Origin of the sequence: Conexibacter stalactiti (assembly GCF_033542075.1) — a bacterium.
GTDB lineage: Bacteria > Actinomycetota > Thermoleophilia > Solirubrobacterales > Solirubrobacteraceae > Conexibacter > Conexibacter stalactiti.
Genome location: NZ_JAWSTH010000081.1, coordinates 1 through 20,434, shown reverse-complemented (window position 1 = coordinate 20,434; position 20,434 = coordinate 1). Strand labels below are relative to the sequence as shown.

19 protein-coding genes are annotated in these 20,434 nt (G+C 73.9%); 7 read left to right on the top strand and 12 right to left on the bottom strand.

Annotation, left to right across the window (positions count from 1 at the left end; all coding sequences use genetic code 11):
- Nucleotides 1-13: 13 nt before the first annotated feature.
- Nucleotides 14-748, bottom strand: coding sequence for a trimeric intracellular cation channel family protein (locus tag R7226_RS23265; RefSeq protein ID WP_318599748.1), 735 nt, complete (start codon nucleotides 746-748; stop codon nucleotides 14-16).
- Nucleotides 749-839: 91 nt separating this feature from the next.
- On the opposite strand from R7226_RS23265, the gene R7226_RS23260 reads away from it, so the two are divergent.
- Nucleotides 840-1,961 carry an adenylate/guanylate cyclase domain-containing protein gene (locus R7226_RS23260; RefSeq protein ID WP_318599747.1) on the top strand — a complete coding sequence of 374 codons (1,122 nt, stop codon included), beginning with the start codon at nucleotides 840-842 and terminating at the stop codon, nucleotides 1,959-1,961.
- Nucleotides 1,962-1,964: 3 nt separating this feature from the next.
- Here R7226_RS23260 and R7226_RS23255 read toward each other — a convergent pair whose 3' ends face one another.
- The 4 genes from R7226_RS23255 to R7226_RS23240 form a co-directional block, all read right to left on the bottom strand.
- On the bottom strand, nucleotides 1,965-3,659 hold the full coding sequence (locus tag R7226_RS23255; RefSeq protein ID WP_318599746.1) for a putative bifunctional diguanylate cyclase/phosphodiesterase: 1,695 nt from the start codon (nucleotides 3,657-3,659) through the stop codon (nucleotides 1,965-1,967).
- A 118-nt stretch (nucleotides 3,660-3,777) separates the two neighbouring features.
- Complete coding sequence (locus tag R7226_RS23250) at nucleotides 3,778-5,037, bottom strand: hypothetical protein (RefSeq protein WP_318599745.1); 1,260 nt, start codon at nucleotides 5,035-5,037, stop codon at nucleotides 3,778-3,780.
- A 99-nt stretch (nucleotides 5,038-5,136) separates the two neighbouring features.
- Nucleotides 5,137-5,526 (bottom strand): winged helix-turn-helix transcriptional regulator, encoded by a 390-nt coding sequence (locus R7226_RS23245; RefSeq protein ID WP_318599744.1) that lies wholly within the window; start codon nucleotides 5,524-5,526, stop codon nucleotides 5,137-5,139.
- Between the two features lie 85 nt (nucleotides 5,527-5,611).
- Nucleotides 5,612-6,319, bottom strand: a complete 708-nt coding sequence (locus R7226_RS23240) for an AIM24 family protein (RefSeq protein ID WP_318599743.1) — start codon at nucleotides 6,317-6,319, stop codon at nucleotides 5,612-5,614.
- A gap of 229 nt (nucleotides 6,320-6,548) precedes the next feature.
- Between R7226_RS23240 and R7226_RS23235 the strand changes: the two genes are divergently transcribed.
- A complete protein-coding gene (locus R7226_RS23235) occupies nucleotides 6,549-7,289 on the top strand; it encodes a glutathione S-transferase N-terminal domain-containing protein (RefSeq protein ID WP_318599742.1) in 741 nt (246 codons plus the stop codon).
- Between the two features lie 91 nt (nucleotides 7,290-7,380).
- Here the strand turns inward: R7226_RS23235 and R7226_RS23230 are convergent, their stop codons facing one another.
- On the bottom strand, nucleotides 7,381-8,484 hold the full coding sequence (locus R7226_RS23230; RefSeq protein ID WP_318599741.1) for a sigma-70 family RNA polymerase sigma factor: 1,104 nt from the start codon (nucleotides 8,482-8,484) through the stop codon (nucleotides 7,381-7,383).
- A gap of 568 nt (nucleotides 8,485-9,052) precedes the next feature.
- On the opposite strand from R7226_RS23230, the gene R7226_RS23225 reads away from it, so the two are divergent.
- Nucleotides 9,053-9,814, top strand: a complete 762-nt coding sequence (locus tag R7226_RS23225; RefSeq protein WP_318599740.1) for a septal ring lytic transglycosylase RlpA family protein — start codon at nucleotides 9,053-9,055, stop codon at nucleotides 9,812-9,814.
- A gap of 36 nt (nucleotides 9,815-9,850) precedes the next feature.
- Here the strand turns inward: R7226_RS23225 and R7226_RS23220 are convergent, their stop codons facing one another.
- The gene (locus tag R7226_RS23220; RefSeq protein ID WP_318599739.1) at nucleotides 9,851-11,092 is read right to left on the bottom strand and encodes a GGDEF domain-containing protein; all 1,242 of its coding nucleotides are present in this window, start codon (nucleotides 11,090-11,092) and stop codon (nucleotides 9,851-9,853) included.
- Nucleotides 11,093-11,208: 116 nt separating this feature from the next.
- Here R7226_RS23220 and R7226_RS23215 point away from each other — a divergent pair, with 116 nt between their 5' ends.
- Nucleotides 11,209-12,402: a molybdopterin molybdotransferase MoeA gene (locus R7226_RS23215; protein ID WP_318599738.1), complete on the top strand. Its 1,194-nt coding sequence runs from the start codon at nucleotides 11,209-11,211 to the stop codon at nucleotides 12,400-12,402.
- Between the two features lie 55 nt (nucleotides 12,403-12,457).
- Entirely contained in the window at nucleotides 12,458-13,192 is a 735-nt protein-coding gene (locus tag R7226_RS23210; protein WP_318599737.1) for a hypothetical protein, read from the top strand.
- Nucleotides 13,193-13,215: 23 nt separating this feature from the next.
- Here R7226_RS23210 and egtD read toward each other — a convergent pair whose 3' ends face one another.
- The 4 genes from egtD to R7226_RS23190 all read right to left on the bottom strand — a co-directional run bounded on the left by egtD (nucleotide 13,216) and on the right by R7226_RS23190 (nucleotide 17,112).
- Nucleotides 13,216-14,223 (bottom strand): L-histidine N(alpha)-methyltransferase, encoded by a 1,008-nt coding sequence (egtD, locus tag R7226_RS23205; protein WP_318599736.1) that lies wholly within the window; start codon nucleotides 14,221-14,223, stop codon nucleotides 13,216-13,218.
- Nucleotides 14,220-15,542, bottom strand: coding sequence for an ergothioneine biosynthesis protein EgtB (gene egtB / locus R7226_RS23200; RefSeq protein ID WP_318599735.1), 1,323 nt, complete (start codon nucleotides 15,540-15,542; stop codon nucleotides 14,220-14,222). The genes egtD and egtB overlap by 4 nt, the downstream gene beginning before the upstream one ends.
- Nucleotides 15,543-15,615: 73 nt before the next feature.
- Complete coding sequence (pgl, locus tag R7226_RS23195) at nucleotides 15,616-16,320, bottom strand: 6-phosphogluconolactonase (RefSeq protein WP_318599734.1); 705 nt, start codon at nucleotides 16,318-16,320, stop codon at nucleotides 15,616-15,618.
- A gap of 42 nt (nucleotides 16,321-16,362) precedes the next feature.
- Nucleotides 16,363-17,112: a dihydrofolate reductase family protein gene (locus R7226_RS23190; RefSeq protein ID WP_318599733.1), complete on the bottom strand. Its 750-nt coding sequence runs from the start codon at nucleotides 17,110-17,112 to the stop codon at nucleotides 16,363-16,365.
- A gap of 116 nt (nucleotides 17,113-17,228) precedes the next feature.
- On the opposite strand from R7226_RS23190, the gene glpX reads away from it, so the two are divergent.
- The gene (gene glpX, locus R7226_RS23185) at nucleotides 17,229-18,224 is read left to right on the top strand and encodes a class II fructose-bisphosphatase (protein WP_318599732.1); all 996 of its coding nucleotides are present in this window, start codon (nucleotides 17,229-17,231) and stop codon (nucleotides 18,222-18,224) included.
- Between the two features lie 99 nt (nucleotides 18,225-18,323).
- Here the strand turns inward: glpX and R7226_RS23180 are convergent, their stop codons facing one another.
- Nucleotides 18,324-18,602 carry a GlsB/YeaQ/YmgE family stress response membrane protein gene (locus R7226_RS23180; protein ID WP_318599731.1) on the bottom strand — a complete coding sequence of 93 codons (279 nt, stop codon included), beginning with the start codon at nucleotides 18,600-18,602 and terminating at the stop codon, nucleotides 18,324-18,326.
- A 72-nt stretch (nucleotides 18,603-18,674) separates the two neighbouring features.
- Between R7226_RS23180 and R7226_RS23175 the strand changes: the two genes are divergently transcribed.
- Nucleotides 18,675-20,434, top strand: a 1,760-nt coding sequence (locus tag R7226_RS23175; protein ID WP_318599730.1) for an FUSC family protein, incomplete at its 3' end; no start/stop codon positions are given.

Below are 20,434 nucleotides of genomic sequence, written 5' to 3'. Positions count from 1 at the left end.
CGCGGCCGCTCGCTCAGCTGCCGCGGCGGAAGCGGCGCCGGCGGCGGGCCCGCTCGCCCGCCTCCTCGCTCTCGGCGCGCCGCGCGGTCGCGCCGCGGATCGCCTGGAAGTGGGCGATCAGCGCCTCGTCGGCGGCGACCGGCGTCGGCGCTCTCCAGCCGCGTCTCCAGGCGCCGACGCGCAGCCCGAACGTGATCGCGCTGCCGATGATCACCGACAGCGTCAGCGCGACGCCGAGATGGTCGAGCGCGACGAAGCTGACGACGCCGGCCAGCGCCGCGACCGCATACAGCTCGCCCTCCTGGAAGATCTCCGGCGGGCGGCCGGTCAGCACGTCGCGCAGCGTGCCGCCGCCGATCGTCGTGATCATCCCGAGCAGGATCGCCGGCAGCAGCTCGAGGCCGTTGGCGATCGCCTTCTCGGCGCCGACGATGCCGTAGAGGCCGAGCACGACCGCGTCGGTTATCAGCATCACCGCGCCCATCCGCTGGAAGGTGCCGGCGAAGAAGAAGACGGCGGCGGCACCGGCGAGCGCCGTCCCCAGGTACCAGGGGTTGTCGAGCGACGCCGGCAGCTGGTTGAGCAGCACGTCGCGGATCATGCCGCCGCCGATCCCGGTCACGATCGCCAGCGCGAAGACGCCGGCGACGTCGAAGCCGCGCACGACCGCCAGCAGCGCACCGCTGATCGCGCCGACGAAGACGGCGAGCAGGTCGAGCCAGATCGGGGTCTGGACGATCTCTTCCACGCTCGGCAGCGTACCCGCGCCAGCGCGGCGCCCTCCGCTCGACGCCCACCCGCGCCTGCGCGGCGCCCTCCGCCGGTAGGCTCCCGCGGGGATGGACTTCGAGGCGGAGGGGCTGCTGGAGGGGATCGACGACGAGCGCTCGCGCGCCGACCGGATCGCGCTGCTCGAACGGCTGCTGGCAGCCGGCGTCACACCGGAGGAGCTGCGCCGCGCCGCCGCCGAGGACCGCCTCGCGCTGCTGGAGGTCGAGCGGATGCTCGGCACCGAGCAGTTCACCCCGCGCGAGGTCGCCGCGGTCGCCGGCGTCCCGCTGGAGCTGGTGCTGAAGCTGCGTCAGGCGCTCGGGCTGCCGCGCCCCGATCCCGATGACCGCGTCCTCACCGCCAGCGACGTCGAGGCGGCCGAGCGGCTGAAGGGCTTCCACGAGGCCGGCCTGCCGGAGGAGGGGATCCTCGAGGTCGCGCGCGTGCTCGGCGAGGGGCTGGCACGCGTCGCGGCGACCTTGCGACCGCTCGTGCGCGACACCTTCCTGGAGCCCGGGATCGGCGAGCGCGAGCTGAGTGAGCGGTACGCGACCGCGAGCGCCGAGCTGGGGCCGCAGCTCGGCGTCGTGATGCAGCACATCCTCAACATGCACCTGCGCGACCAGCTGCGCACCGACGTCGTGGGGCGCGCCGAGCTGGCGCGCGGCGGCGTGCTCGGCGCGGTCAGGATGTCGATCGCGTTCGCCGACCTCGTCGGCTTCACGAAGCTCGGTGAGCGCGTCCCGGCGGAGGAGCTGGGCGCGGTCGCGCGGCGGCTGACCGAGCTGGCCGGCGACGTCGCCGGCTCCCACTCCCCGGTCCGTCTCGTGAAGACGATCGGCGACGCCGCGATGCTCGTCTCGCCCGATCCCGACGCGCTGCTGGAGTCGTCGCTGGAGCTGGTCGCGGCTGCCGAGGCCGAGGGCGAGGAGTTCCCGCGCCTGCGCGCCGGCGTCGCGACCGGTCAGGCGCTCGGCCGCGCCGGCGACTGGTACGGCAGCCCCGTCAACCTCGCAAGCCGCATCACCGGCGTCGCGCGGCCCGGCACCGTCGTGGCGGCCGGCGCGACGCGCGAGGCGACCGCCGGCGACGGCGGCCGTTGGCAGTGGTCGCAGCTGCCGAACCGGCGGCTGCGCGGCGTCGACCACACGGTGCCGCTGTACCGCGTCCGTCCGGCCGCGCCGAGCTGAGGCTCAGGCCAGCGTCGCGAACGTCTCAGACGCCGGCCGCGGTCTGCCGAGGTGCCAGCCCTGCGCGAAGTCGACGCCGTAGTCGTCGAGCCGTCGCAGCGTGCGCTCGTCCTCGACCCACTCGGCCGTCGCCGTCTTGCCGAGCCCGTGGGCGACCTGCACCATCGAGCGCACGATCACCTGATCGGCCTGTGAGTCGCACAGCCCGCGTATGAAGCTGCCGTCGATCTTGAGCGCGTCGAACGGCAGCGTCTTGAGCGTCGAGAAGGTGCCGAAGCCGGTGCCGAAGTCGTCGAGCGCCAGCCGGCAGCCGAGCGCGCGCAGCCGCGCGGCGAGGTCGGAGGCGGCACCGGCGTTGGCGATCGCCGCCGTCTCGGTGACCTCGAACAGCAGCCGCCGCGGGTCGACGCCGGCGCGCCGCGCCTGCGCGGCGATGTGGTCGGCGAGGTCGGCGTCCGCGAGCGAGGTCGCCGACAGGTTGACGGCCAGCTCCTGCACGCCGGGGTAGGCGGCGGCGAGCCGCAGCGACTCGGCGATCACCCAGCGGTCGATCCGGCGCGCGAGCCCGAAGCGCTCGCAGAGCGGCAGGAACTCGCCGGGCGTGTGGACCTCGCCGTCGTCGCCGCGCAGCCGCAGCAGCAGCTCGAAGCGGACCGCCGGCGTCTGATCGCCCACCGCGACGACCGGCTGGGCGTACAGCACGAGCCCGTCGCCGGCGAGCGCGCGGTGGATCCTGTTCGCGAGCGAGAGGTCGTCCTGCATCCGCGTGGCGCTGCCGGTGTCGCGGCCGTAGAGCGCGGCGCGGTTGCGACCCGACTCCTTCGAGGAGTACATCGCGATGTCGGCCTCGGCCAGCAGCTGCTCGGCCGTCACCGCGCGCTCGCTCGTGCCGAAGGTCGTGATGCCGATCGAGGCGGTGACCGCCTCGCCGTCGCCGGCCGAGCGCCGCTCGAACGCCGCCAGCACGCGGTCGGCGAGGCGGCCGGCGCCCGTGGCGCCGCTGCCCGGCAGCAGCACGACGAACTCGTCGCCGCCGAGCCGCGCGAGCACGTCGCCGACGCGCACGAGGCCGCGCAGCTCGTCGGCGGCCGCGCGGATGACGGCGTCACCGGCGTTGTGGCCGAGCGTGTCGTTGACGTACTTGAAGTTGTCGAGGTCGATCAGCAGCAGCGCGCCGTCGTCCTGCACCCCGCCGACGATCTGGCGCTCCAGCTCGGCGTTGAAGCGGCGGCGGTTGAAGAGGCCGGTCAGCGGGTCGTGGTCGGCGAGGCGGCGCAGCTCGTCCTCCAGCCGGTCGCGCTCGGAGACGTCGCGCACGATCGCCGCGACGAGCCGCTCACCGCCCTCGTCGAGCGGCCCGAGCGAGACCTCGATCGGAAACTCGCTGCCGTCCTTGCGGCGCCCGCGCAGCGGCAGCTGGCGGCCCATCGTGCGGCGCGCGTGCGTCTTCATGAAGCCGGCGCGATGGGCGGTGTGGCGCCCCCGCGCGTGGACCGGCACGAGCAGCTCGACCGGCTCGCCGAGCAGCTCCTCGCGCGTGTAGCCGAACAGCCGCTCGGTCTCCTCGTTGGCGATCACTATGCGACCGGCCGCGTCGACCACCACGATCGCGTCGCCGGCGTACTCCAGCAGCGCCTGGAAGTACCTGTCGGAGTGGTCGGCGCCCGCGGTCGGCGGCGCTGGCGGCGTGGCGCTCATCCTCTTCCCGTCATCGGCCGCAACGGGTGCGACACCGTAGGCGTTTCCAAGCTTCGGACGATGACATGGCGCGTGCGCGCTTGACGTTGCGCAGCCGTTGCGACGCGCCAGGTCGCGTTCAGGAGGCGATCGGCGTTTCGGCCGCGGCCTCCGCCAGCAGCTCGTCGGCGAGCGAGCGCACGTCCGAGTCGAGGTGGCCGCAGAGCACGTCGCGCAGCAGCGCGCGCAGGTGGCCGGCCAGCTCGTCGATCAGCGCGTCGGCGTTCGCGTCGGGCTGCGCCAGCCCCGCGATCACCGTCCGCTCCAGCGTCGCCGCGCGCGCGACCCGCTCGGCGAGCGCGGCGCGCTCGGCCGGCAGCGCGCAGATCACCGCGAGCCGCTGCGCGAGGCGGCCGCTGCCCGGCCCTTCCGGCTCCAGCAGCGCGCGCAGCGCCAGCAGGTCGTCCGTCAGCGCCTCCAGCGGCGTCGTGCGCTCGCGCGCCATCTCGAAGCGGCTCAGCGCCCAGGCGACCTCACCGGCGCGCGGCGTGCGCCGCGCGACGAGGCTGCAGAAGGCGCGCAGCTCGTCCTCCTGCTCCAACACGAGCGTCTTGCGGCCGCGCGCGCGGCCGCCCGCACCGAGCGGCACGACCTGCCACGGGCCGCCGTCGAGCCGCGCCCACGCCAGCGGGCCGAGCGCGTAGGAGCCCTCGTCGAACAGCCGCAGCGCGCTCAGCAGCCTGCGGAAGCGGGTGCGCGCGGTCGTCAGCGGCGGGCCGGCCAGCTTGTCGCCCTCCAGCGTCAGGACGGCGAGCACGGTGCCGTGCTCGACCTCGCCCGGCGTCGACCAGACGGCCTCCGGCGGCACGTCGGGGACGCTCTCGCCGCGCGCCAGCGACAGCCCGTCGCCGAGCGGCACGTCGTCGGACTCGAGCGCCAGCCCCAGCAGCGGCGCGACGACGAGCGCGACCTGGCGGCCCTCGTAAAGGGCGGCCTCCAGCTCGCGGTAGGCGGCGTCGAAGCGCTCGGACTGGAAGCCGAACTCGCTCGACTCGGCGTAGACGGCGGAGAGGAAGGAGCGCAGCACCGCATCGGCACGCTCGCGCTCGTCCGGCGGGATGCGCGGCTCGCCGCGCTTGCGCAGGTAGGCGTCGACGCCCTCGATCGCGGCGACCGTGCGCGCGACCGGCAGGTAGGTCGGCAGGCGGTCGAGGATCCCCATCCGCGAGCGGATGAAGTTGCCGGTGAGCGGCCGGTAGCAGTAGAGCGCGGAGCGGGCGCCCGGCTCCTCGACGACCTCGAACGGTATCTCGGCGCCGCGCGCGGTCTCCGCCGCGAGCTGCAGCCCCGCGTCCTCGGTGAACGCTCTCAGCAGTTGGTGGAGCGTGCGGTTGCGCATGGAGTGGCGTTCGCCGCTCCAGCGCGCGGCTCCTTCAGCCGCACGCAGGCTTGCAGGATGCTGGCGCCCGGCCGGGCGTGCGACGCCCTCGGCGCGGGGCTACGCCGCGAAGGCAGGCGGCGCGACGACCGCGGGAGCGACGGCGGCGTCGTCCTCAGCAGCCGGTGTGCAGTCGCCCTCGGCGCCGAGCCAGCGGCGGCCGTAGCTGCGCATGTCCTCGATCAGCGGCACGAGCGCGCGGCCCTTCTCGGTCAGCGCGTACTCGACCCGCGGCGGGACCTCGGGGAAGGTCTCGCGCTTGACCATCCCCTCCTCCTCGAGGGCCCGCAGGCGCAGCGACAGCGTGCGCGGTGAGATCCCCTTCAGCGAACGCTCCAGCTCGCAGAAGCGCTGGCGGTCGTCGGCGAGGTCGCGAATGATCAACAGCGTCCACTTGCCGCAGACGATCTCGGCAGTCGCGCAGACCGGGCAGTTCTCGTCGTACGCCATACGTCGAGGATACCGCAAGACTTCACGAACTGAAGTGCATCGGCGACGGCGCGCTCACCCCGGGCGCCGCCGCCGTGCGCGAGGTTCAGCCGCGCAGCATCTTCGAGAGGCCGCCGGCGGCGCCGGCGAGCGGGCTGCCCGCGACGAGGCCCTCCGACGGCTGGATCAGCACCCAGCCCTCGCCCGAGAAGGCGATCTGCAGCGTCTCGCCGGACGATCTGCCCATCAGGCTCTTGAAGTTGACGTCGGTCTTGACCGCGGTCGAGACGCCCGAGGACCAGAGGATCGCGGCCTGCGCGTCGGCGAAGGTCGGCGCGGCGGCGACGTCGAGGCGGACGGGCGGGCCGTCGGTCACGATCGCGACCCAGCCGCTGCCCTTCAGCGACAGGTTGCTCATGCCGCCGGCGATCGCCGAGCCTGCGTCCTTGACGCGCTCGATGTCCCAGTCGATGCCGGCGTCGAAGGCGAGCACGTGCGCGCCGTTGCACGTGATCTTGTCGTTCTCGAGACGGATCAGGTGGATGTCCTGCGCCTGCTCGGCGAGGAAGACCTCGCCGCTGCCGGTCACCTTCATCAGCTCGGCGCCCTCGCCCGAGACCGCCTTCTTCAGCATCCGGCTCATGCCGCCCGAGCCGGCGTGCTCGAACTTCACGTCGCCCTGGTAGGCGACCATCGAGCCGATCTTCGCCTGGATCGTGACCGCGTCGAGCCGCACCTTCAGCAGCTTCGAGTTCTGGAGAGTGAAGGAGTCCGTCGAGGTCTTCTCGGCGAACTGGTCGAGCGTGCTGTCCACGGTCGTGAGTCCTTTCGAATCGTGTCGGGGGGAGGCCAGCGAAACAGGCGCCCTCGCGTTCGTCAAGAAAGCTGTGAAGAACTGGAGACATCCCCTATGACCTATGGGAGATGGCGCGGGTTGGGCTGGGGTCTCACCCGGTGACGAACAGCGCGGCCGCCTCCCCCGGCGGCCGCGCACCGCACCGGGAAGCGGCGCCACCGCGACGCTCGCGCGCTAGGTTCGCGCGATGGACGTCACGCTCTACACGATGCCGCTCTCCCACCCCGGCTGGAGCGTGCAGCTCGCGCTCGCGCGCAAGGGCGTGGAAGCGAAGGTCGTCGACCTGCCGGCCGGCCTCCACCCGGGACTGCTGTGGCTGCGCGGCTTCCGCCGCGGCACCGTTCCCTCCGCGCGGATCGACGGCCGCCGCGTCGAGGGCTCGCTGGAGATCGTGCGCGAGCTGGAGCGGCTCGTGCCCGAGCCGTCGCTCTATCCCGCCGACCCGGCCGCCCGCGCCGCGGTGGAGGAGGCCGAGCGGTGGGGCGAGGCGACCTTCCAGAACCTGCCGCGCCAGGTCGCCCGCTACGCGATCGCGCACGACCTCACAACACGAACATGGATCAACCGCGAGCACGTCGGGCTGCCGCTGCCGAAGGTCTCCGCCGTGCTCGCCACGCCGGTCGCGCTCGGGATGGCGGCGAGAGCCGACGCGAACGCGACCGGGGCGCAGTCGGCGCTGGCGGCGCTGCCCGCGGCGCTCGACCGGGTCGACGAGCTGCTCGCCGCCGGGACGCTCGGCGACGACGACGCGCCCAACGCCGCCGGGACCCAGATCGCGCCGACCGTGCGGCTGATCAGCGCCAACGCCGACATGCGCGAGCTGACCGACGGGCGGCCGTGCGGCGCGTGGGCGGAGCGGCTGCTGCCTGACTATCCGCTGACCCCGGGCTCGGCCGCGATCGCGAAGCTGCGGCGCGAGTCGGCCTGAGCGCAAACGCGAAGGGCCCCGGTTCGCACCGGGGCCCTGAGAAACGGAACTGCGCGGCGCGCCTGGGCAGGCGCGCCGTAGAGCGGCTGCTTCAGGCCACGTCGCGGAGCTTCTGAGCCTCCGCCAGCGACTGCAGCTTCTTCAGCGACTGGTTCTCGATCTGACGGATGCGCTCGCGCGTCACGTTGAACGTGCGGCCGACCTCGTCGAGCGTGCGCGGATGCTCGCCGCCGAGGCCGTAGCGCAGCTCCAGCACGCGGCGCTCACGGTACGAGAGGTTCTCGAGCGCCTCGCGGAGGGCTTCCTTGGTGAGGATCTCCGCGGCACGCTCGTACGGCGACTCGGCGCGCTCGTCAGCGATGAACTGGCCGAACTCCGACTCCTCCTCGTCGCCGACCGGCTTCTCGAGCGAGACCGGCGCCTGCGCGGAGCGCTTGATCGAGTCGACCTCTTCGGGATCGATGCCGGTGACCTCGGCGATCTCCTCGGCCGTGGGCTCGCGACCCAGCTCGGTGACGAGCTTGCGCTCGGCGCGGCCGATCTTGTTCAGCTTCTCGACGACGTGCACGGGGATGCGGATCGTGCGCGCCTTGTCGGCGAGCGCGCGCGCGATCGCCTGACGGATCCACCAGGTCGCGTACGTGGAGAACTTGAAGCCCTTGCGGTAGTCGAACTTCTCCGCGGCGCGCACGAGGCCGAGCGTGCCCTCCTGGATCAGATCGAGGAAGGGGAGGCCCTGGTTGCGGTAGTTCTTCGCGATCGAGACGACGAGACGGAGGTTGGACTCGACCATCTTCTGCTTCGCGTCGAGGTCGCCGCGCTCGATCCGCTTGGCGAGGTCGACCTCCTCCTGGGCGGTGAGCAGGCGGACCTTGCCGATGTCCTTCAGGAACAGCTGAAGGGAGTCGGTCGTCATGTCCGGCTTGAGGTCGAGCGCCGTTCTGGCGCGGCGGCCGCGACGTCTGTCCGGCGCGCGCTCCACCTCGTTGCCGGCAGCAGTGGCCGGATCGATCTCCTCGACGAGCTCGATCTCGGATCTCTCGAGGAACCCGTGCAGGTCCTCGACGTCCGTCTCGTCGAGGTCGAGCTCGCTGACCGCTCTGGCGATCTCGGCGTACGTCAGGACGCCGAGCTGCGTCCCGCGGTTGACGAGACCCTTGATCTCTTCGAGTTCCTGAAGTTCAGCTACAGACATCTGGTTCCGTTTCTCGTCGCGTGCGCGCCACCCAACTTCCTGCACTCGGCGCGATCATCAGACGCGGCGAGCCCGCTTTGAGCGCGCACCACCGCCATCCAAACATGAGCAGGAGTCTAGCTTCTTCGCGTTTGAGGAGTCAACGCGTCGGCGCCAGTTTCGGGCTGCCTGCCCGCATCTCGGGCATGGTGCGCACGGCGTACTCCTGTCACTACTACGCAGAACGCACCGCGACGTTTCATGTTGCGGAGCTTTCTTCTCTTTTGATCGGCGTCTCGCGGCAACGCTTGAGCGCCCCTGTTCCCGGTGCGATGCGCGCGGTGCCGGCGGCTGCGTTTCGCGTGCGTTCTTTCGTATACTGCCCGCCGCCACGCCGAACGGCACCGCGTCCTGCGCAGTGCCGACGGGGGACCCATTGCGAGCCTCGGCTCGCGGGGGCGAATCGGTCGCAGCACGGACCGTAGCGGCGCGCCGGACTGGCGTCGCGAGCCCGACAGCTCACCTCGTAGGCACCGGCACACCATCTATGAGCCTTCGCCGCCGCCCTGTCGCCATCGCTGCTGCCGCCATGCTCGCGGCAGCCCTCCCCTGCGCCCCCGCCACCGCCACCGCCGCGTCGGTCGGCGGCGCCTCGCCCGACGCGCCCGTCGAGGGCGCCGTCCCGACCGGTGCCGCGCTCGCGATCGGCACCTCCGTCGCGACCGCCAGCGGCAACGGCATCACGATCTCCTCGCGCGGCGCGGCGCTGCTGAAGCAGCGCGCGACCGTCAGCGGCATCGCCCCCAGCGGTCTCGGGACCGTCTCGATCGAGGCGCTCGACGCCAAGAGCGGCGCCTGGAGAGCCGTCGGCGCCGCCGCCGTCGCGACCGACGGCAGCTTCAAGGCCGCCTGGCGCCCGCGCGCGCTCGGCGCCCAGCAGCTGCGTGCCGTCGCCGGCGCCAGCACCGCCGCCACGCGCGCCGTCGACGGCGCCCCGCAGGTCGGCGTGACCGTCTACCGCCCGGGCGTCGCGAGCTGGTACTCGCCGGCCACCAACGGCGGCTCCAAGACCGCCTGCGGCATCAGACTGACGAAGACGACGATCGGCGTCGCGCACAAGACGCTGCCGTGCGGCACGCAGATCGAGCTGTACTACGGCGGCAAGAAGCTCGTCGCCCCCGTGATCGACCGCGGCCCCTTCATCGACGGCCGCACGTGGGACCTGACGAAGGCGACCCACACGGCGCTCGGCGCCAGCGACGGCCTGATCACGATCGGCGCGCTGACCGTCACGAGCGTGCCGATGCTCAAGACGCCGTACCGCGCGCCGGCGATCCCCTCCTCGCGCTGAGCGCACCGCGTCGCGGCGCGCGCCGCACGCACTGACTCAGCGCACGAGCCGCGGGCCCGGGAGATCCGGGCCGGCGCCGAAGTCCTCGGGGTGCGGCGCGGCCTCGCCGATGCGCGCGCCGGCCGCCGTCGCGGCGAGCATCGCCTCCTCGGCGCGGTCGATCAGCGTCGCCGCGTCGTGGCCGTCCTCACCGTAGACGGCGAAGCCGATCGTCGCGGCCAGCGGCGCGCCGCGCCAGCTCTCGCCCTGCTCGACGCCGGCGCCGATCCGCTCGGCCAGCGCGATCGCGCCGGCGCGGCCGACGCCGGGCGCGATCACCCAGGCGCGGCCCTGATGGTCGGAGGCGACGAGGTCCTGTCGCCGGATCGCCCTGCGGATCGCCTGCGCGAGCCGGCCGTATGGGACGTGGGACTCGCCGTCGGGGGCGCTGGCGGCGACGCGGTCGCCGTCGACCAGCTCGACGCGCAGCAGCGCCAGCCCGCCGCCCTCGCGCTGGCAGCGGTCGATGTGCCGCTCCAGCGTCGCGATCCAGAGGTCGGAGTCGTCCATCCCCGCGACCGGCCCGTGGCGCGGGTCGGTCCCCGCGCGCCCCGGCAGCTGGGTGACCGAGCCGACCGGCTCGGGATCGTCGTCGCGCAGGTCCTCCAGCGCCGGCTCGGGGTGCGACCATGCCGGCTGGCCGCCGCCCGACGCGCTCGCCGACTGGGCCGGCGGCTCGCCGTAGGGCGCGTGCGGGATCCCGTCGTGGTCGGGCGGGACGTCGTCGTAGGCGGGGACAGGCCCGGCCGCTGCCGCGGGCGGCGGCTCGGGCGCGGCGGCTGCCCGCGGTGGCGCGGACGGGGCGCTGACCTGCGACGCGGGCACGACGACGCCATGGCCCGTCAGCGCGGTCGCCGTCACGACGGCGGTGACGGTCGCGAGACGGTCGGCGAGGCGGCCGACGAAGGCGGCGTCGCGCGCATCCGCGTCGGACTCCAGCGCCGTCGTCCAGAGGCAGGCGCGCAGCGCCTCGACGGCGCCGACGGTCTCGATCGCGTCGGCCGCGCCGCACAGCGGGCCGACGCGCGCGACCAGCGGCGCGAGATCACCGTCGGCGCGCAGCCGGTCCAGCTCCACGTCGGAGCCGAGCCCACGCGCCAGCGCGGCGCAGAGCGCCGGCCCTTCGGCCGCCAGCGCGGCAGCGGGAATCGTGCCGACGGCGTCGAGCGGAGCACGCTCGAGCAACAGCAGCAGCCAGCCCTTGGCAATCGTCTGAGCGCGCCCCACGAGCGATTCCACCGCCCCCCACGCGATCGGTTCGGGGCGGTGAGGACGAGGCGTCCTCGAATCCGTCATCCGAGGGTCTATACCAGCAGCGGATGACGAGTGCGAGCGCGTATGGACACAATGAACCCGTGTCCAGAGCCCTGATCCCGATCTCCGACGCCCGCGCCGATGTGCTCGCGGCGAGCGTCCAGCTGCCGTCCGAGCCCGTCCCGCTTGCGATCGCGCTCGATCGCGTGCTCGCCGAGGACGTCGTCGCGGCGGCCGACGTGCCCCCGTTCGGAAATTCGGCCATGGACGGGTTTGCAGTTCATCACGGACCGTCCAGACGCTCGCTGCGGATCGTCGGCGAGGCGCGCGCCGGCAGCCCCGCCGGGGTCGTCGTCGGCCGCGACGAGGCCGTCCGCATCTCGACCGGCGCGCCGCTGCCGGACGGCGCCGAGGCCGTCATCCGCGTCGAGGACACGATCGAGCTGGGCGACAGCGTGCTGCTCAGCACCGACATCAAGGCCGGGCTCAACGTGCGCAAGGCCGGCGAGGACCTGCGCGCCGGCACCGTCGTGCTGAGAGCCGGCACGCGCCTGGGCCCCGGCGAGCTGGCGGTCGCCGTCGGCGCCGGCCTCGCCGAGGTCGGCTGCACGCGCGCGCCGCGCGTCGTCGTCCTCTGCACCGGCGACGAGCTGCGCGAGCCCGGCGCGCCGCTCGGCCCCGGCGAGATCCACAACTCCAACGCCGTGATGCTCGCGGCCCTGGCGCGACAGGCCGGCGCCGAGCTGCTGACGGTCGCGCGCGTGCAGGACACGCTCGCGGCGACCGAGGCCGCCTTCGCCGACGCGCTCACGCAAGCCGACGTCGTGCTCGCCTCCGGCGGCGTCTCGGTCGGCCCGCACGACCACGTCAAGCCCGCGCTGGCGGCGCTCGGCGTGCAGGAGCGCTTCTGGAGAGTGTCGCTGCAGCCCGGCAAGCCGACCTGGTTCGGCCAGCGCGGCGACCAGCTCGTCTTCGGCCTGCCCGGCAACCCCGTCTCCTCCTACGTCACCTTCCTGCTGTTCGCGCGACCGGCGCTGCTTGCGCTGCAAGGCCATGCGCAGCCGCTGCCGCCGCGGGGCGAGGCGCTGCTGACGATCCAGATGCCGCTGCGCGATCGCGAGCAGGCGGTGCGGGTGCGACTCGACGACCGCGACGGGCTGCTGCGCGCGACCCCCAACGGCGCGCAGGGCTCGCACATCACAGGCTCGCTCGCCGGCGCCGACGGGCTCGCCTTCCTGCCGCCCGGAGGCGGGCAGACGCGCAGCGGCGCCTCCTTCCCGATCGAGCGGATCTGAGCGGCAGCAGGGGATGACGGTGCGGCGCGGGCCGGACGGGCACAATCCAAGGACGATGGCCGCCGTCCTCGCCCTCTTCGCCCTGTTCGCCGCCGCCGCGGTGGCCGTCCGCCGCCGCGCCCGCCGCGGCTGGCCGGCGCGCGCCCGCATCGTCAGCGCCGAGGACAACACGACGCTCGACGTCCACGGCGCCGTCAGGTCGACGCAGGCGGCCGAGCTGACGCTGCCCGCGGCCGAGCTGGAGCAGCTGTGGAGCCCCCCGCAGCTGGAGCGGCTGGCGCGCACCTACTGGCGCTTCCTCTCGCGCGCGACGCTCGGCTTCGTGCGCGTCGACTACAGCGAGACGCAGCGGACGGTCGTGCTGCTGCGGGCGCCGCTGCGGCTGCTGCGCTTCCAGGCCCCCGAGTACGAGATGGACGGCGAGCGCGGGATCGTGCGCTGGCGGATCGAGGACGGCCTGTTGGTCGCGAAGGCCGGCCGTCACGGTGACGGCTACCTGCAGATCGACGTGCGCAGATGCGGCCCCGCCGACGACGCGCCCGGCATGCAACGGATCCACGTCGAGGTCGAGGTCGCGAACTTCTACCCGGCGATCGCGCACAGCATCAGCAAGCACCTCTACCGCTGGACGCAGTCGGCGATCCACGTGCTCGTGACGCACGGCTTCCTGCGCTCGCTGGCGCGGCTCGACCTCGCCGAGTCGCGCGTCGGCCGCTTCGCCGCGCCGCAGCACGTCGCCGACGTGCCCGATCCGGGCGAGCCGGCCGACTCGCCGACGCGCCCGGTCTGACGGGTCGACTCAGTCGTGGCGCCCTACGCCCGCGCCGCCAGCGACAGCGCGTGGCGGCCGTCGGCGTCCTCGAACCAGCCGTCGAGGCGCAGGCCGGCGGCCGCGTAGTCGCTCTCCACCCGCTCGCGCGTGAACTTGGCGCTGATCTCGGTGCGGATCTCCTCGCCGGCGGCCAGCTCGACGCGCAGGTCGAGCGCGCCGACCAGCACCGACGCCGGCCGCAGCGCGCGCAGCCGCATCTCGATCCACTCGTGCCGGCGGTCGAAGAAGGCGACGTGGGCGAAGCCGTCGAGCGGGAAGTCGGCCTCCAGCTCGCGGTTGACGACCGCGAGCACGTTGCGGTTGAACTCGGCTGTCACGCCGGCCGCGTCGTCGTAGGCGGCCTCGAGCGAGGGCACGTCGGTGACGAGGCCGGTGCCGAGCAGCAGCCGGTCGTCAGGCCCGAGCAGCTCGCCGATCTCGCGCAGCAGGCGGCGGCGGGAGCCGGGCGGGAAGTTGCCGATCGTGCCGCCGAGCAGCGCGACGATCCGCGGCGCGCCCGGCTCGGCCTCCGGGATCTCGCCGAGGTGGCGCTCGAAGTCGCCGACGACGCCGTGCACGCGCAGCCCGTCGTACTCCTCCACGAGCGCCTCGGCGCTGTCGCGCACGACCCCCTCGGCAACGTCGAGCGGGACGTAGCGGCGCAGCCTGCCGGCGGCCGCCATCGCGCCGAGCAGCACGCGCGTCTTGGAGGCGCTGCCCGACCCCAGCTCGACCAGCTCGGCGGCCCCGGTCGCGGCCGCGATCTCGGCCGCGTGCGCCTCCAGCAGCGCCCGCTCGGTGCGCGTCGGGTAGTACTCGGGCAGCTCACAGATCGCGTCGAACAGCTCGCAGCCGCGCGCGTCGTAGAAGTGCTTCGGCGGCAGCTCCTTGAACGGCCGCGTGAGCCCGTCGAGCACGTCGTCGGCGAGGCCGCGCTCGTGCACCGCGTCGTCGAGGTGGTTGTCGATCGCGATCGCGTCGTCGGCGGCAGAAGCGGAGACGGGGGTCATCTGGGGTCCTTTGCGATCCGGAAGCCGGCGAAGATCTGACGGCGCTGCGGGTAGTCCCAGTTGCGGAAGGTCGGCGTCGCGACGCGCGCCCGCGTCGCCCACGAGCCGCCGCGCAGCACGCGGTAGGCGTCACCGAAGAAGACCTCGGAGTACTCGCGATAGGGATGGGCGCTGAAGCCGGGGTAGCCGCCGAAGCTGCTCGACGTCCACTCCCACGTGTCGCCGATCATGCCGAGGCAGCCGCTCGGCGCGGCGCCGCCGGGATGGGCGCCGACGGGGACGGTGCCGTACTGGCGCCAGTCGACGTTCGCGCGACCGCGCGCGTCGCCGTCGCCCCACGGCTGCGCGAGCTGTCTGCCGGTCGCGTGGTCCCAGGTCGCCGCCGCCTCCCACTCGGCCTCGCTCGGCAGACGCGCACCATGCGCGCGGGCGAAGGCGTCGGCCTCGAACCACGAGACGTGCACGACGGGGGCGTCGGGGTCGAGCGGGACGAGGCGGTCCATCCGCCGCTGCACCCAGGCGCCGTCGCCGTCGCGCTGCCAGCCGGCCGGGCGTTCGATGTCGTACTCCTCCTTCCACGCCCACGCCTCGCGCGACCACCACTCGCGCCGCTCGTAGCCGCCGCCTTCGACGAAGGTCAGGAAGGTCGCGTTCGTGATCGCGGTGCGGCCGATGCGATAGGCCGGCAGCTCGACGGCGTGGCGCGGCCGCTCGTTGTCGTAGGAGAAGGCCTGCTCCAGCGGCGGCGCCCCGAGCGTCACGCGCGCGGCCGGCAGCTCGATCAGCTCCAGGCCGCCGGCGCCGGGCGCCGGCGCCGCGCCGTGCTCGCCGCGCAGCGGCGCCGGCAGCGCGTCGGCGGGCGCCGGCAACCCCGCCAGCTGCATCGCCTGCAGCATCGTCTCGCCGTGCTGCTGCTCGTGGCGGATCACCAGCTCGTGCACGAGCGGGTCGACGCCGTGGCGCGCGAGCGCCGCGAGCGTTCGCGCGCGCACCGCGTCGAGGTAGTCGAGCGCCTCCGCGCGGCGCAGGAAGGGGATCTCGCCGCGCTCGGCGCGCGGCGTCTCGAAGGCGTCGTAGACCTGCGCGAGGTCCGGCCGCAGCAGCTCCTGGCCGTCGAGCCGGCGGACCGCCCACAGGTCCTCGAACGCGGCGATGTGGCCGAGATCCCAGACGAGCGGGCTGAGCAGGGGCGTGTGCACCCGCTCGAGCGTCGCGTCGTCGAGGTGGCCGACGAGGCGCAGCGTCCGCTCGCGCGTCTCCGCGAGCACTCGCACGATCGTCTCGACGTCACTGGCCTGGGCTGCCGTCTGGCTCGGCATTGACGGAGAGTCTTTCACCTCGACGCTCGCACCGAAACCTGGAGCGGCGATGCGCCGGGTCTGCCGGCAGTGCTCAAGCCGGCGCGGCCGCGTGGTCCATGATCAGCTCGATCTCGGCGCCCTCGTGGTCGAGCAGGCTGGCCGGGATCCGCGGCGACGGGCCGGCGAGCAGCTGTCCGATCGCCCACGCCTTGCCGGCTCCTTCGGCGAGGATGATCGACTTGCGCGCGGCGCGCAGCACCGGCAGCGTCAGGCTGATGCGGTCGAACGGCGGCTTCGTGCCGTGGACCGGGACGCAGAGGCGCTCCTGTTCCTCGAGCACCGGGTCGTCGGGGAAGAGCGAGGCGGTGTGGCCGTCCTCGCCGAGGCCGAGGAGCGCGAGGTCGAGCCGCGGGATCTCGCCGCCCAGCTCGTCGCGCAGCTCCTGCTCGTAGGCGGCCGCCGCGGTCGCGCCGTCGAGCGTCGCCTCGGTCACCGGATGGATCGTCGGCGGCGGCTGCGACGCGCCGGCGAGCAGGTCGTCGACGACCATCTTGTAGTTGCTGTCGGCGTCGTCGAGCGGCACGCAGCGCTCGTCGCCGAACCAGAAGTGGACGCCGCTCCAGTCGTCGACGTGTCTCGCCAGCATGCGATAGGCGCGCGCCGGCGTGCGGCCGCCGGCGAGCGAGATGTGGGCGACGCCCCGTTCGCTGCGGGCGTCGGCGATGACGGCGGCGACACGCTCGGCGGTGGTGCGGGCGGCGGCCTCGGCGTCGCCCGCGACGGTCAGTTGGATCATGCGGCTGCCCAGTCCTTGCGCGGTTACGGGGGAGCGCTCAGCCTATCCAGGCGTGACGGAATGGCGCAGGTAGAGCGACCCGTTGCGCTCCAGCACCCAGCGCAGTTCCAGCCGCGCCGGCACGCTCAACGGCGCACCGCTCGTCATCGGCGGCTCCGGCCCACCGCCCGCCAGCAACGGCGCGACCGTCAGGAACAGCTCGTCGACGAGCCCTTCGTGCAGCAGCCCGCTCAGCAGCAGCGGGCCGCCTTCGCACAGCACCGAGCGGACCCCGTAGGCGCTGCGCAGGTGCCGCAGCGCGCCCGTCAGCAGCGGGCCGTCGTCGATCTGCTGCAGGTCGACGCGCGCCGCCACCCGCGGCGGCTCGATCGCGGCGGTCGTGTAGACGATCACGTGCGCCTCGGGATCTCCGAACAGCGGGATCTCCAGCGGCAGCCGGCCGCTGCGCGTGATCGTCACCAGCGGCGGCACCGGGTTGAGCCCCAGCGCCTCGCGCACGGCGCGCAGGTCGGCTCTGCGGATCGGGCGGCTGTAGCCCTCCTGCTCGATCGTGCCGGTGCCGACGAGCAGCGCGTCGGCCTGCGTGCGCAGGCGCCGGAAGACCTCGTGGTCGCCGTCGTCGCCGATCGAGCCGGAACGGCCGTCGAGCGCGATGCGGCCGTCGAGTGTCGCGGCGAAGTTGGAGATCACGAACGGGCGATCGACGGGCGCGCGCGCGGCGAGCCCGAGGTCGTGCAGCAGCTCGGCGCTGTCGACCGGTCCGGGATCGGGAAGGAGGCGGTTGAACTGCATCGGCGCCGGACTGTATCCCCCGGAAGCGCTCCGGCATATCGTCCGACGATCGAGGGCAGGGTGGTAGCGTCCGCGCTTCCGGCGCCCCCGATCACCTCCCGACCGCCGCCCCTTTCATGACTTCGAATCAGAACCGCCCCGATCGCAACCTCGCGCTGGAGCTTGCGCGTGTCACCGAAGCGGCGGCGCTGGCCGCGGCGCGACTCGTCGGCCGCGGCGACAAGATCGCCGCCGACCAGGCGGCCGTCGACGCGATGCGCTTCGTGCTCGACTCGGTGCCGATGAGCGGCACGGTCGTGATCGGCGAGGGCGAGAAGGACGAGGCGCCGATGCTCTACAACGGCGAGACGATCGGCGACGGTTCCGCGCCGGAGGTCGACATCGCCGTCGACCCGCTGGAGGGCACGCGCCTCTGCGCGCTCGGGATGCCGTCGGCGATCGCCGTGATCGCGCTCGCCGAGCGCGGCACGATGTTCGATCCGGGTCCGATCGTCTACATGGAGAAGATGGCCGGCAACGAGGAGGTCGCCGACCTGCTCGACCTCGACCGTCCGATCGGCGAGACGCTGAAGCTGGTCGCCGACCGCAAGGGCATGGGCGTCGGCGACGTCACCGTCGTGATGCTCGACCGTCCCCGCCACGAGCAGGCGATGAAGGACGTGCGCGAGGCCGGTGGCCGCATCAAGCTGATCACCGACGGCGACGTCTCGGCGGCGCTGCTCGCCGTCAGCGACCGCTCGCCGGTCGACCTGCTGTACGGGATCGGCGGCACGCCGGAGGGCGTCATCACCGCCGCCGCGCTGAAGTGCATGGGCGGCGCGATCGTCGGCCGCCTGTGGGCGCGCGACGAGACGGAGAGACAGGCCGCGATCGACGCCGGCTACGACCTCTCCAGAATCCTCACGACCAACGACCTCTGCTGGGGCGACGACGTCTTCTTCTCCGCCACCGGCGTGACCGACGGCGACGTGCTGCAGGGCGTCCGCTACCGCGGCAGAGGCGCGACGACCGAGTCGCTCGTGATGCGCTCGCGCTCGGGCACGGTGCGCCGCGTTCACGCCACGCACGACCGCTCGAAGCTGCGCGCGATCACGGGCGAGCGCTACGGGTGAAATCGGCCTGAGGCCGCTTTCAGTTGGGAGTTCCACGGCGGCGCGCTGAGCTGCGCGTCGCTGGTGGGAACTCCCGCTGGGTCTGCGCGGCCGTGGCGCTCAGCGCTTCGTGTTGTACGGCGTGACGTGACCGCCGCGAGCGCGGCGCAGGCCCCACAGCAGCAGCGTCGAGACGAGCACCGAGACGACGATCCCGGCGCCGCCCTCGTCGTCGAACAGCAGCCGCATCACCAGCCCGGCGATCAGCGTGCCGGCGAGGCCGAGGCCGATCGTCGCCCAGATCGACAGCGGGTCGGGACCGGGCAGCGCCAGCCGCGCGAGCGCGCCGACGACGAGGCCGATCAGCAGCAGCGCGAGCAGGTAGACGAGGAAGTCCATGGGCGCAGCGTACCCGGCGACGACCGTCCGCTCGCACAGGCGGCACGCCGCGGTGGGGCGTAGGATCGCGACGTGCGGAGGTATGCGCTGCAGAACGCGATCCGGCTGGCGCTCGCCGGGTCGATCGCCTTCGCGCTGACGCTCGGCTGGCTCGACGATCCCCACGCCGCGACGTTCGCCATCTTCGGCTGCTTCGCGCTGGTGCTGTTCTCCGACTTCAGCGGCAGCCCGGGCGTGCGCCTGCGCGCGTACCTGCTGCTGGCGCTGACCGGCGTCCCGCTGATCGCCGTCGGCACGCTCTGCTCCGAGACCCCATGGCTGGCAACCGTCGCGATGGCGCTGGTCGGCTTCACGATCCTCTTCTCCGGCGTCTTCGGCGGCACTTTCGCGGCCGGCTCGACGGGAGCGCTGCTCGCGTTCGTGCTGGCGGCGACCATCCCGGCCCCGATCGACGCGCTCGACGAGCGGCTGCTCGGCTGGGCGATCGCCACGGCGCTCTCGATCCCGGCCGCGCTGCTGCTGTGGCCGAGACGGCCGCGCGACCGTCTGCGCGCCGCCGCGGCCGTCGGCTGCCGTGCCTTCGCCGATCTCGCCCAGACCCACTGCGACGGCGACCCCGAGCTGCTCGCCGAGCGCCGCGCGGCGGCCGCGGAGGCGGTGCGCGAGACCCGCGCCGCCTTCTACGCGACCCCGTACCGCCCGGCCGGCGCGACCGGCCCGGCCGCCGCGCTGGCGGCGCTCGCCGACGACCTCGACTGGCTCGGGCAGTTCGCCGCCCGCCTGCTGCCGGAGCGCGACGGCGAGCCGTTCCCGCGCGAGAGCGCCGAGCTGCACGGAGCCGTCGCCGCACTGCTGGACGCCGCCGCCGCGCGCCTCGACGGCGGCGTCGGCGAGCCCGACTTCGCGCGCCTGAGCGCCGCCCGCGAGCGCTTCGGCGCCGCGCTGCTGCGCTCGCTCGAAGCGACGCCGCGTGGCGAGGAGGAGCGGATCGAGCGCGAGCTGGAGCACGCCTTCGCGCTGCGGATGATGTCGTACGCCGCCTGGCACCTGGCCGCCGACGCGCTGCGCGCCTGCGGCGAGACGGTGCCGGAGATCGACGCGATCGAGGCGAGGGACGCCGGAGCCCCGACGGCGACCGCGGCGCTGCGCCGACGGGGCGCGCGCGACGCGCGGCACGCGGCGGCCTCGGGCCGCCTCGCCGCGGCGTACGCGAGCACCCGCTCGATCTGGTTCCGCAACAGCGTGCGCGGCGGGCTCGGCTTGGCGCTGGCGGTCGGGATCGGCAACGCGGCCGAGCTGCAGCACGCGTTCTGGGTCGTGCTGGGCACCGTCTCCGTGCTGCGCTCGCGCGCGCTCAGCACCGGCGCCAGCGCCGTGCAGGCGCTCGCCGGCACGACGATCGGGATCGTCGCGGGCGGACTGGTCGTGCTCGCGGTCGGCGAGCACGAGGCGGTGCTGTGGGCGCTGCTGCCGCTGACGCTGCTGCTGGCCGCCTACGCGCCGAGAGCGATCTCGTTCGTCGCCGGCCAGGCCGCCTTCTCGCTCGCGGTGCTGGTGATCTTCAACCTGATCGAGCCGGTCGGCTGGTCGGTCGGGCTGGTGCGGATCGAGGACATCGCGATCGGCTGCGCGATCAGCCTCGCCGTCGGGCTGCTGCTGTGGCCGCGCGGCGCGACCGCCGTCCTGCGCAGAAGCCTCGCCGCCGCCTACGCCAGCAGCGCGGCCGTGCTGGCGGCGACGGTCGCAGCGCGACTCGGCGGGCAGGGCGCGAGTGCGGGTGTCGACGCGGGCGCCGGTGCCGGCGCGAGCGCGGGCGCGGGCGCGGCCGCGAG